9 protein-coding genes and 1 other RNA gene are annotated in these 12,739 nt (G+C 45.3%); all 10 read left to right on the forward strand.

The genetic code is table 11. The features are described from left to right. Positions 1-233: 233 nt before the first annotated feature. The 10 genes from ffs (at position 234) to msrB (ending at position 12,608) form a co-directional block, all read left to right on the forward strand. Positions 234-330: signal recognition particle sRNA small type (ffs, locus tag I3248_RS11435), an RNA gene on the forward strand. A gap of 195 nt (positions 331-525) precedes the next feature. Next, the gene (locus tag I3248_RS11440) at positions 526-1,389 is read left to right on the forward strand and encodes a hypothetical protein (RefSeq protein ID WP_238063864.1); all 864 of its coding nucleotides are present in this window, start codon (positions 526-528) and stop codon (positions 1,387-1,389) included. Positions 1,390-1,498: 109 nt separating this feature from the next. Then, entirely contained in the window at positions 1,499-2,608 is a 1,110-nt protein-coding gene (gene serC / locus I3248_RS11445) for a 3-phosphoserine/phosphohydroxythreonine transaminase (RefSeq protein WP_238063865.1), read from the forward strand. Positions 2,609-2,903: 295 nt separating this feature from the next. Next, the gene (locus I3248_RS11450) at positions 2,904-4,757 is read left to right on the forward strand and encodes an extracellular solute-binding protein (RefSeq protein ID WP_238063866.1); all 1,854 of its coding nucleotides are present in this window, start codon (positions 2,904-2,906) and stop codon (positions 4,755-4,757) included. A gap of 123 nt (positions 4,758-4,880) precedes the next feature. After that, complete coding sequence (gene gloB, locus I3248_RS11455; RefSeq protein ID WP_201559566.1) at positions 4,881-5,660, forward strand: hydroxyacylglutathione hydrolase; 780 nt, start codon at positions 4,881-4,883, stop codon at positions 5,658-5,660. 80 nt (positions 5,661-5,740) lie between these two features. Next, positions 5,741-6,817, forward strand: a complete 1,077-nt coding sequence (gene yejB, locus I3248_RS11460; protein WP_238063867.1) for a microcin C ABC transporter permease YejB — start codon at positions 5,741-5,743, stop codon at positions 6,815-6,817. Beyond that, positions 6,817-7,890: an ABC transporter permease gene (locus I3248_RS11465; protein ID WP_025646850.1), complete on the forward strand. Its 1,074-nt coding sequence runs from the start codon at positions 6,817-6,819 to the stop codon at positions 7,888-7,890. The genes yejB and I3248_RS11465 overlap by 1 nt, the downstream gene beginning before the upstream one ends. Before the next feature lies 1 nt (position 7,891). Then, a complete protein-coding gene (locus I3248_RS11470; protein ID WP_238063873.1) occupies positions 7,892-9,526 on the forward strand; it encodes a dipeptide ABC transporter ATP-binding protein in 1,635 nt (544 codons plus the stop codon). 285 nt (positions 9,527-9,811) lie between these two features. Then, the gene (locus I3248_RS11475) at positions 9,812-11,125 is read left to right on the forward strand and encodes an iron-containing alcohol dehydrogenase (RefSeq protein WP_238063875.1); all 1,314 of its coding nucleotides are present in this window, start codon (positions 9,812-9,814) and stop codon (positions 11,123-11,125) included. A 268-nt stretch (positions 11,126-11,393) separates the two neighbouring features. Further along, the gene (msrB, locus tag I3248_RS11480; protein WP_238063877.1) at positions 11,394-12,608 is read left to right on the forward strand and encodes a peptide-methionine (R)-S-oxide reductase MsrB; all 1,215 of its coding nucleotides are present in this window, start codon (positions 11,394-11,396) and stop codon (positions 12,606-12,608) included. Positions 12,609-12,739 lie beyond the last annotated feature (131 nt).

A 12,739-nucleotide genomic window follows, 5' to 3' on the forward strand; every position in this document is an offset into this window, starting at 1 on the left:
TAGAACTATTTTAGCTATCAGCAGTGCGCATTTGTGAATGTTCAACACGCCCTAACATAACAAATCTGATAATAAATAATATAAGTGTTTTGTCACAACCTTACTGCTTTCTAGCAGCGTTAAAAATGGCGATAATATCTAAGCCCAGTTAACTTTGGCGTGAAAAGCTATCGTTTGTAGCGTTAGGGGTTGTAAAATAGAAAAAAGTAAGTATAATTTGCAACTGGTGGCTCCATTGGTAGCCTCGCAACAGTGTTCTATGAACCCCGCCAGGACCGGAAGGTAGCAACGGTATTAGATTCATTGTGTGCCGAGGATGTGCTGATGGAGTCGCTTTTTTTTGTCTAAAATTTAACTGTTATTGATTTGCTGTTCGATTTACCTGCCCTGCTAGAGGGTTTTTTTTGGGTCAAAATTTTGGGTCAGCGCCATCAGTAACTAATAAAATAGCTAGGTGAGTAGCTTGCATCCTGCTCGCTTAAAAGCTACGATATTGAGTCTAAATGAGTAGGGTAAACCATCTAAATGAGTGAGAGCCAAACGACTTCATTACCTACTGAGCAGCGTCAAAGCTCAGAGCTTTTAGCTCGCCAGCAGCAAGCTCAGCAGCGACAGATTCTGGCGATGATGGGTATCGGACAATGGGTGCGGCCAGACTCACCAACGCTAAAAATAAGCGATATCACTGAGAGCGCAGGTGATATACAAGCACCCGATTCATTAACTGGGCAGCAGCCGGTATCAGACGAACAAGTTAGACCAGAGGTGCGAGGTGGTGATCCAATAGATAGACACACTGCGACTGCGCCAGTTGCTTCAGATGATGAAGTATTAGCTACTGATCACGTAAAAATGAATAGCTTCGATAATGACAGCTTTGATGTTGATGTTGCTAATAATAATGAAAGTTCAAATGCTAGCAACAAGTCTTACAACTTTAACAATTTAAATAGCTTCTCTGAATCAGCTAGTACTGAGCAAGTTGATACTGCTAGCCATACTCTTAACTTAGCCCCTGCTACCTCTGAGAAAATAGCGCCCTTTGATTTGCAAGGCGCTCGTTATGGGGACTGGGTACTGCTAGTTGATATTCAGGCGCTCGATAATGACAGTCAAAAGCTCTGGCAAAACATCACTCAGGCCTTATCACTAGACTGTGAGACGAGCTCATTTCCGATATGTGCGGGTATGGACACCGCTGAGCTGGCCAATGCTAGCCTTGCTGGTTATATTTTCAAGATTGCACAGAGTGAAGATATTCAGGTGGCTGTATTGACCGCTTTGCCCGACGGTTTGTCTCATCCTAAATTTGCGACGACGCCTAGCTTAGAGACGATGCTTAAAGACAGTCTACTTAAGCGGGAGTTTTGGCAGCAGATCTCCAATTAATTCATTGTTTTTGATTGCTATATCATTTAGCTCAAAATAGCTTTACGCGGTTCTAAAATTTATACTTAACTTTTTCTCTATTTCTTTGTTACTGCTTGGAATTCTTATTATGTCTGAACATACTGCTCCACATCGAACTCCCAACTTTTCTGCAGGCCCTGCTACTATTCCTACTGAGGTTCTACAGCGTGCGCAAAGCGAGATGCTCGATTGGCAGGGTCGCGGTGTCTCGGTGATGGAGGTCAGCCACCGTAGTAAAGAATATATCGCTATCACTGAAAAAGCGGAAAGTAAATTACGCTCGCTGATGGACATACCTGATAATTATAAAGTGCTGTTTTTGCAGGGCGGCGCAAGCCTGCAGTTCTCGGCTATTCCTCTAAACCTATTAAACAATGGCCGCGCTGATTATCTCTCGACTGGGACGTGGTCAGATAAGGCCATTAAAGAAGCTAAGCGCTACGCTAAGCTAGGTCTTGGTGAGGTTAATGTGGTCGCTAGTGGCAAACAAAGCAATTTTACGGACGTACCTGCGTCTGATGAGTGGAACCTAAGTGATGATGCCAAGTATTTTCATTACTGCGCCAATGAGACCATTCATGGCTTGCAAATATTTGAGCCGCCAAAGGTTGATGTGCCGCTCATCGTAGATATGTCATCAAATATTTTATCGCAGCCGATTGATGTCTCCAAATTTGGTATGATTTACGCCGGCGCACAAAAAAACATCGGTCCAGCAGGTCTTGTTATCGTCATTATCCGTGAAGATTTACTAAACCAAGCCAGCGATTGGTGCCCGCTGCTGATGAACTATACGCATCAGGCTGAAAAAGAGTCGATGTCTAACACGCCAGCGACGTATTCATGGTATCTAGCGGGTCTAGTATTCGACTGGTTAGAAGAGCAAGGCGGCGTTGAAGCTATCGGCAAAATCAATCAGCAAAAGGCGGATTTGCTATACCAGACAATCGATGATAGTGATTTTTATAATAATCCGGTTGCCAAACAATATCGCTCGATTATGAACGTGCCTTTTACCTTGGCAGATGATAGCTTAGATAAAGTGTTTTTAGAAGAGTCAGAAAAAGCAGGCTTGCTACATCTAAAGGGCCATCGCGACGTCGGCGGTATGCGCGCTAGTATCTATAACGCGGTATCGCTTGAGTGGGTAGAGCAGCTTGTTGACTTTATGCAGGATTTTGAAAAAAAGTATGCCTAATTGCTGTATCGCCCCTTGCCGGCAAAAATAGCTATAATCAAAAGACGCCGCTGAATAAGTGGCGTTTTTTTCTAAGTGGGAATAGCTGAGCGGGAGTAGCTAAGCGAGTATAGAAGGTACTGAAATTATTTTTAAGGGCGATATTTAAAAAGTAGCAAAACACATCTACGCTTTTGATTAGGTTAAAAAAGCGAAGTTTGGTATGATTAGATTTCGCATCACCGCTAGAATTAGGCTACTGTAAAAGTCTGCTTTGATAAAAAGCGCCGATAGCGCCCATAATGATAGACAAGCTATGATCAATAACGCTCCGATACAAGCTATATTATACAAGTCTTATAAGGCCGCTACTTTGAGCCTACTGCTTTGCTACGCCTCTAGCAGTCAAGCCGAGGTGGTTACCACGTCAGCGCTTGGACATAATAGTAGCGCTGAATACATCGACACCCCATACATGCCGTACGCCAACCCTGATGCGCCAAAGGGTGGTACGCTATCGCTCGATGCTCGCGGCACTTTTAACGCGGCCAATAAGTGGATGACGACGGGCGTGGCAATGGTCGGCACGGATTATCTGTACGATACCTTGATGACTGGCTCACTGAACGAAGCCTTTACCATGTATCCGCAGCTGGCCACAGGCGTGACTTACGATACTGATGATGCCAGCTGGATCATTTATCATCTCAATCCTAAAGCCAAGTTTTGGGATGGTACGCCAGTCACTAGCAGTGATGTTAAAGCGACTTATGAGGCGATACTCAGCAAAGGCCCGATGTATATTCGCAGCTATTTAGGCGATATTAAAGAAGTACAAATCCTTGATAAACATAAAGTGAAGTTCGTCTTTACCTCCAGTGATAACAAAGAGATTTTGCTAACCGTTGGCCAGTTCCCTATCTTTGCCAAATCCTCCATTGATGCCGATTTTGAAAAGATAAGCTTAACGCCTTTGATGGGCAGTGGCCCATATAAATTAGGCCGTGTCGAGGCGGGGCGTTCGGTCAGCTATGTGCGCGATCCAAATTATTGGGGCCGTGATCTGGCGGTAAATCGCGGCCGCTATAACTTCGATATGATTAAGTTCGTCTATTATCAAAGCGATGAGATTGCCTTTGAAGGCTTTAAGTCTGGACAATATCGCTTTCGTCCCGAAAACAAAGCCTCGAATTGGGCAACAGGCTATAACTTCCCTGCCGTAAAAGCGGGAATGATTGTCAAAGAGTCGATAAGTAGTCAAAACCCTGTACCGATGCAGGGGCTCGTGATGAATATGCGCAGGCCTTTGTTTCAAGATATTCGCGTCCGTGAAGCGCTCAGTCTAGCATATGACTTTGAATGGATGAACAAGACTTTATTTCATGGCCAGTATGAGCGCTTGCAGAGTTTTTTTTATGGCTCAGAGCTGGCGGCGACTGGTACGCCAGCTGCTGATGAGATGGCAGTACTGACGCCACTACTCAGTGATCTAGAGCCTAGGCAGCGTCAAGGAGTGCTTAGAGATTGGCAGCTACCTAAGAGCGATGGTAACGGCTTTAACCGGGAGAGTTTACTCAAGGCAAGGCAGTTACTACTCGATGCTGGATTTTATTATCAAGACATGCAGCTGTATCAGCCAAATGGCGAGCGCGCGCAAATTGAGATTTTGATGACAGGCGATACGCTAGGCCGAGTACTGCTGCCTTATATTCGTAATATTGAGCGCTTAGGATTTGCGGCAAATCTGCGTCAAGTCGACGGGCCGCAGTACTATGAGCGCACGCGTCGTTATGATTATGATATGACGACCGATGTGTTCGCGCAAAGCTTATCACCGGGCGCGGAGCAAGCCGCCTTTTGGGGCAGCGCGGCTGCTGATGAAGTCGGTAATCGCAATACGATCGGCATCAAAAACTCGGCGATAGATACAGTCATAGAAGCCCTTGGCGATGCTGAGAGTCGTGAGGAGATTGTGCTTTATACCAAAGTGCTCGATCGCTTACTGCGCGCAGGTCACTATTTAGTCCCACTATACGGCAAATCTGGCACTAATGTGGCGTACTGGAATCAGTATCACCATACGACTTTGCCGACCAATGCGGTTGGTATCGACTACTGGTGGGTGGACAAAAAGGCGGAAGCGAAAGTTAATGATTATTTAAAACGCTAAATTCAGCTCCAAGTGAAAGCGGTAAGCTAAGACGATAAACCTCAATTAACCGTGAATAACAGTCATATAAGCGCACATTTAAGATCAATACGTAAAACCAGTGTTAACCAATAAGGGTTCGATATGAGTATTCAAATTATTCCAATAAAAGCATTTAACGATAATTATATTTGGACATTAATTAATAAAAATAATAAACAAGCTATCGTTATTGATCCCGGCCAAGCGCAGCCTGTCGCGGACTATATGGAAGAGCATGACTTAGAGATGACCTCTATCTGGACCACGCATCATCACTTTGATCATGTCGGCGGCGTAATGGAGCTACAAGAGCACTTCCCGATGACGCATATCGTCGGCCATAGCGAGCATGGCGTTGAGGAAGATCAAACGATAAAAGACGGCAGCACGGTCAGTGCTTGGGGCTGCTCAGCACAAGTCTGGGATATCCCCGGGCATACGGCAAGTCACATGGCTTATGTGTTGGATATCGACGGTCAAAAGCACTGCTTTTGCGGTGATACGCTGTTTAGCGCAGGCTGCGGTCGTGTCTTTACCGGTACTATCGAGCAGCTTTACGAGAGTTTCAAACGACTAAACAGTCTGCCTGCCGATACGTTATTGTATCCTGCCCATGAATATACGGCTAACAATCTGCGTTTTGGGCTGTCTATTGAGCCGGGTAATATGGCGATGCAGCAAGCTTTAGAGCGAGCAGAGAGTCAGACGCAGCAAGGACTATGTACGCTACCAGTCACTTTGGAGCATGAACGCGAGGTCAATGTGTTTTTGCGAGCGCATGAGCCTAGCGTCATTGCAGGCGTAAAAGCCAAAACGAATATTGACAATGAAGAGCGCTTAACGGTGTTTACAGCGCTACGAGAGCTTAAGGATAACTTCTAACACTCGCATAGCACTACCTCTTACCTCACTTGTCCGCTGACTGTTGTCTGCTATTTTACCTTTGCAAGGAAGTCGTCATCATGGGTCGTTATATCTTAAAGAGACTACTACTGATATTACCGACGCTTTTCTTGATTTTATTGGCGAACTTTGTGATTGTACAGGCCGCACCTGGTGGTCCTGTCGAGCAGCAACTGGCTTTGATTGAACAAGGCGCAAAAGATAGCGCGGTTAATAGTAGCGTAGGCGTAGGCGCAGGCGGCTCTGGCGGTAATACCAGCACTTATCAAGGTACGCGCGGATTATCGGAGGAGATGGTCGCTGCGATTAATGCGCAATATGGCTTTGATAAATCCGCGCCTGAGCGCTTTTGGATTATGCTAAAAAACTATGCTCAATTAGATTTTGGCGAGTCGTTCTTTAAAGGGCAGACGGTAACTGACCTCATTATCGAAAAACTCCCTGTTTCCATCTCCTTAGGACTGTGGAGCACACTGCTGATCTATATGATTGCCATACCATTGGGGGTTTATAAAGCTATGCATCACGGCTCGGCGGTAGATAAAGCGACAGCGATGCTATTAGCAGTTGGTCACGCGATTCCGGTATTTGTATTTGCGGTAATATTACTGGTGTTTTTTGCGGGCGGTAGTTACTTTAATATCTTTCCGCTACAAGGGCTGACCTCAGAGAATTTCGATCAGCTGAGCACTTTAGGTAAAATAAAAGATTACTTTTGGCATTTAGCTTTACCTTTACTAGCGAGTACCGTCGGCGGCTTTGCCGGTTTGACTTACTTGACTAAATTTAGCTTTTTAGAGGAGCTGAGCAAGCAGTACGTGTTGACCGCACGCGCTAAAGGCTTAGGGGATCGTCAAGTGCTTTACGGGCATGTCTTTCGTAATGCTATGCTGATTGTCATAGCTGGTATTCCGGCCGCTATCGTCGGTATTTTCTTTGCCGGTAACTTTCTTATTGAGATTATCTTTAAACTTGATGGACTGGGCCTGCTTGGCTTTGAAGCCATTCAGCAGCGCGACTATCCAGTGATATTTGGTACGCTGTTTATCTTTACTTTACTTGGTTTATTATTACAGCTTATCAGTGATCTGAGCTATCATCTGATAGACCCTCGTATTGATTTTGAGGGTCGCTAATGTCTAATTATTCTACTGCTACGCCGCCACCTGCTTTAACTAAATCAAAAGCCAAACGCCTAAATCCGATTTGGCAGGCGCGGCTCGATCGCTTTCGTAGTAATCGCTTAGGTTTAATCTCTCTTATTATTTTCAGCTTAGTGTTCATCCTCTGTATGGCTGCTAATGTTATTGCCAATGACAAACCACTACTGGTCAGTTATGACGGTGACTACTATGTGCCTGTATTGACAGCTTATCCTGAGACTACTTTTGGCGGTGTATTTGAGACTGAAGCTAACTATAAAGATCCTGCGGTACAGGCGCTGATTGAGGACAAAGGCTTTTATGTGATGCCGATTATTCCTTTTGCCGATCAGACGCCAAATGTAGAATTGGGTCTTCCTTATCCTGCTGCACCTAACGCTCAGAACTGGCTCGGCACTGACGATCAAGGGCGCGATGTGCTCGCGCGCATTCTCTATGGTATGCGGGTTTCTCTGTTATTCGGTATAGCGTTGACTTTAGCTGGAGCACTAATAGGCATTATCGTCGGCGCAATTCAAGGCTACTATGGCGGCTGGGTAGATCTAGCAGGTCAGCGCTTTATGGAAGTGTGGGGCGGGATGCCGCAGCTATTTATGATTATCATTTTGGTCAGCCTGTTTAGCCCTAGTGTCTATGTGCTGTTTGCTTTGATGTTATTGTTTGGTTGGATGGGTTTGGTCGGTTTGGTGCGTGCTGAGTTTTTGCGGGCGCGTAATTTTGATTATGTACGGGCGGCGCGTAATTTAGGGGTCTCTGACAGCCAAATCATGCGCAAACATATCTTGCCTAACGCTTTAGCCTCCAGTCTTTCGCAGTTGCCGTTTATCTTAACCGCCAATATCATTGCACTGACTGCGCTTGATTTCTTAGGTTACGGATTACCGCCCGGCTCACCGTCATTAGGGGAGCTGATGGTACAAGGCAAAAACAATCTCGATGCGCCTTGGCTTGCGCTATCAGGGTTCTTTAGTTTAACCTTTATTTTATCCTTGCTTATCTTTATTGGCGAAGCGTTACGTGATGCCTTTGACCCAAGGCGCAGCTGATATGATTGATGATACTAAGCAAAACCCATGTGTTCTAAGCGTTACAGATATGACTATCACGGCGGATAACAAAGCCATATTAGTCGATAATTTATCTTATCAGCTGCATCAAAGCCAGACGCTCGCTATCGTTGGTGAGTCGGGCTCAGGCAAATCAATCGCCAGCCTAGCACTGTTAGGATTACTGCCAAATAGCCTAAGCGTCAGTGGCCAGGTCTTGCTCGATGGAAGAACGCAGCTACCCATTACCAATAACCAAGGTAAAGATAAGGCGCAAAACAGAGCGCTCAGATCCATTCGTGGTCAGCGCATCGGCATGATATTTCAAGAGCCGATGACTGCGCTGAATCCGCTACATACCGTCGCCAAGCAAATCGCCGAATCGCTGCGCCTAAACGGTATCGCAAAGCCGCAGTGGCGCAAGCATACTATCCAGCTGTTAGAAGATGTAAATATCACTGATCCTATTGATAAGCTCAACCGCTATCCGCACGAGCTATCAGGCGGTCAGCGCCAGCGGGTGATGATTGCGATGGCATTAGCACAGCAGCCTGACATTTTGATTGCTGATGAGCCAACTACCGCGCTTGATGTGACTTTGCAGCACGAGATATTAGCACTACTAAATAGCCTAAAGTCTGAGCGAGATATGGCGATGATTTTGATCAGCCATGACCTAAATTTAGTCAAACGCTATAGCGATGAGATTATCGTTATGCGCCAAGGTCAGACGATTGAACAAGGCAAAACTGCTGCTATCTTTGCGCAGCCAAAAGCGGACTATACTCGCACACTGATGCAGCAAAATTTTGGGTCAGCGCTAACGATTACCAATGAAACCGCCACTGACGAGCGAGTCTTAGTAGTCAATAAGCTACAAGTGGATTTTCCGATAGAAAAAAACCTATTTGGCGGCACTAAGCGCTGGTTCGAAGCAGTAAAATCAGTCGACCTGAGCTTATCAGCTGGTCAAGCTTTGGGTATCGTTGGCGAGTCGGGGTCTGGTAAGACCACTATTGCCTTGGCGCTGAGCAAACTACTGAGCAATCAAGCGCGCGTGCGCGGACAAGTGCTCATCGACGGTCAGGATCTTTTCGCCTTGAGTAATAGCGAATTACGTCAGTTTCGCTCGCAGATTCAAATGGTCTTTCAAGATCCTTTTGCTAGTATTAATCCGCGTATGACGGTGATGCAGGTGGTCGAAGAGGGGTTGCTGGTGCAAGGCGTCACTCAGGCTGCGCGTCAGCAGGCTGTGTTAGAGAGTCTCAAGACAGTGCATCTACCCGCTGATTTTGTTCATCGTTATCCGCATGAGTTATCGGGTGGTCAGCGCCAGCGGGTCGCGTTGGCAAGAGCGCTTGTGATGCGGCCAAAGCTGCTGATATTAGATGAGCCGACCTCAGCGCTTGATAGCACCACGCAAGTGACGGTTGTGACGCTACTACGCGAGATACAAGCTAAGTTTAATATCAGCTATGTGTTTATCAGCCATGACCTAAAAGTCGTGCGGGCGCTGTGTCAGTATACTATGGTACTCAAACAAGGCGTTTGCGTAGAGGCAGGTGCAACAGAGGAGCTATTTAACCATCCGCAGCATCGGTATTCTCAGCGCTTATTGCAGGCCAGTGTTATATAGGATAAAGACCATCTGTTAATACCATCTGTTATTAAAAGAAAGTTTGGCAAGCAAGACCTCTGTGCTGAGCTCTAGTTATTGTTTATTTGTTTTTGATGCTTAATATCGACTGTTATGCGCTCATGATGATTACCAAAGTTTAGACGCTGCCACGACTAAATATTGACTAGAACATATGAGTTCATAATTATCGCAATATATATAAAATGACAGTGGTACAATTCATACAAACAGTCGTTTGGTGTTTGTTTTATTTACCGCCGCATTATTGAAAAGGATATTTCTATGCCTGCTACAAACTCTCCTCTTGCAAAACTCATGAACAACGACAAATTACAACATGCCGGCTACTTAGCTGTCGCAAAAACGCGTGCTAAAGCACTAAAAGTATTCTCGCACCTTATTCCGCTACCTAGACCTTTGTTATTCGTCGGTGAAGACGCTTGTAATGAGCTGTGCGATATGGTCATCAATGAAGGCGGCACTAACGTCTTTATCGTAACCGATGCCGTACTCAATAAGCTTGGTATCCCGGCCAAAGTTACTGACTATTTAGATCAGCATAATATCCGCTATCAGGTTTATGATGGCATCACTCCAGACCCTACTTTTGCCGTCGTAGAAGAAGGTCTAAGCCAAACGGTCAACGCTAAGTGCGATGCGATAATCGCTATTGGCGGCGGCTCAGTTATTGATGCAGCGAAGATGATCGCAATGTCACAAGGCAATAACTGTAAGCCGCAAAAGCTTATCGGTATCCTTAAGGCAAGAAAGAAAGGAGTGCCGCTGTACTGTATTCCAACGACTGCCGGTACCGGTTCAGAAGCGACGCTTGGCGCAGTAGTATCGGACAACGACACGCATCAAAAAGCGCTATCAATCGATCCTAAAATGATTCCATTAGCCGCCGCTATCGATCCTGTGATTATGAAAGGGATGCCTAAGCATATCACTGCGGATACTGGTATTGACGTTTTGACTCATGCCTTAGAGGCGTGGATGAGCGCTAATGCTAGCGTTGAGACCGACTATTATGCCGCTTCTGCCACCAAAGCGGTGATGCAGTATCTGCCAATCGCCTATGAAAATGGGGAAGACCTGCAGGCTCGCGAAGAGATGGGGATAGCTGCACATTATGGCGGTATCGCCTTTAATAAAGCTGGTTTAGGTTATGTGCATGCGATCGCTCACCAATTGGGCGCGCATTACAGTATCCCTCACGGCCGCGCTAACGCAATCGTTTTGCCTTATGTGTTAGAGGTCAACCGTAAAGGATCAGAGAAAAGATTGGCGAAACTCGCTAGAAAAACAGGCATCGTTGAAAGCGCTCAAGCGACTAAAACCGAAAAAGAGCTGGCCAATTACTTTATCGAGCAAGTCCGTGAGCTTATCGAAACTGTCGGCATTGATCCTACCGTCAAAGGTATGAAAAAGACAGATTATGACGATATTGCCAAAGCTGCTGCCAAAGAAGTCAGCGATACTTATGCAGTACCCACTTATATGCCACCGGCGGGTATCAAGAAGATCTTACAAAAAATTCAAACCGCGAGTGAAGATCGACCCAATAATGATACTCAAGATAAAAAAAGCGCTTAACTGACCTTATGGTCGATATTATTTAAAACTATTGGTTATTAGTATAACTAGAGTCTATCACCGTAAGGTAATAGGCTCTTTTTCTATTGAAAGCTAACGCTTTTCAGTCATTTAATAGATGTGAATCGAAGTCGTTGACTATGTAGAAACTATAAATAATAAATATATAACAAGAATAAAGTATTTTTGTCATGCTTGAGCGTTACTATAGTGTAATAAGGCTATAGTATTCAAAGAAGGTAGCAAACAAAACGGTTAGGAGCGTTTTATGAGTTTTCAACGCCAAATTAAAGTTATGAGTATGGCGGTATTAGCCAGTAGCGCTCTGTTAGCAGGCTGCGCCTCCACAGAAAACAGCACTAGTATAAAAAACCCTGATGCTGACAATCCTTATGCCCCTACAGATCCCAATCTAGCAGTAGCGACGGTAGCGGGTGGTTGTTTTTGGTGCGTAGAGGCTGGTTATGAAAAGATCCCTGGCGTTGTAGAAGTTGTCTCAGGCTATAGTGGTGGACAGACTGATAACCCAACCTATAATGCGGTATCAGCGGGAGGCACAGGGCATACTGAAGCTGCTCAGGTCTATTATGATCCTACTAAGATAACCTACAATGGTATCGTACAAGCCTTATGGCGTATCGCTGACCCTACTGACGATCAAGGTCAGTTTGTCGATAGAGGCACGCAGTATCGTCCGGCTATTTTTTATCATAACCAAAAAGAGAAACAAATAGCAGAAGCGGCTAAAAAAGATCTGCAAGCCTCCGGTGTGTACGATAAGCCAGTAGTGATAGAGATCGTACCGGCGAGTACTTTTTATCCTGCTGAAGAGTATCATCAGGACTACTATAAGAAAAATCCACTACGTTATAAGGCTTATACCTTTAATTCAGGTCGCTATCAGTTTATCGAGAGCGTCTACGGCAAGGACTATGAGCTAGATTTTAGTCAGTTTAAGCCCAAAGATAGCGAAGTCACTATAACTAATACCCAGACAATGAGCTCAACGACAACTGCAAACTCAGGCTTTAATCCTGCGTCATTTGTTAAGCCTAGCAAGGAAGAGCTCAAGCAGTCTTTAAGTGATATACAGTATAAAGTTACGCAAGAGGACGGTACTGAGCGCGCTTTTAATAATGAGTATTGGGATAATAAAGAGCCCGGATTATACGTTGATGTGGTTTCAGGTGAGCCGCTATATTCTTCTCGCGATCAGTATAAGTCTGGGACTGGTTGGCCAAGCTTTACGCGGCCGCTGAACCCAGAGATGGTCATTGAAAAAGAAGACAAAGGGTTTTTCTCAACTCGGACCGAGATTCGTAGTCGCTATGCAGATTCACACGTCGGCCATGTCTTTAATGACGGTCCTGCGCCAACGGGCAAGCGCTATTGTATGAACTCAGCGGCGATGCGCTTTATTCCTTTAGCGGATATGGAAGCAGAAGGCTATGGTCAGTGGATTGATGACGTAAAAACGAGCTAAGCTGAGCTTTGATGTTTAGTGTGAGGTATCTAATATGAAAAAGGACGTAATTAAGCGTCCTTTTTTTGTTTAGGTTGTGTTGAACATTCGACCTTGGCACTGACAGAGACTATTTTTTAGGCGATTTGCAG

This window comes from Psychrobacter sp. Ps3 (genome assembly GCF_022129275.1).
In the GTDB taxonomy this organism is placed as follows: domain Bacteria; phylum Pseudomonadota; class Gammaproteobacteria; order Pseudomonadales; family Moraxellaceae; genus Psychrobacter; species Psychrobacter submarinus.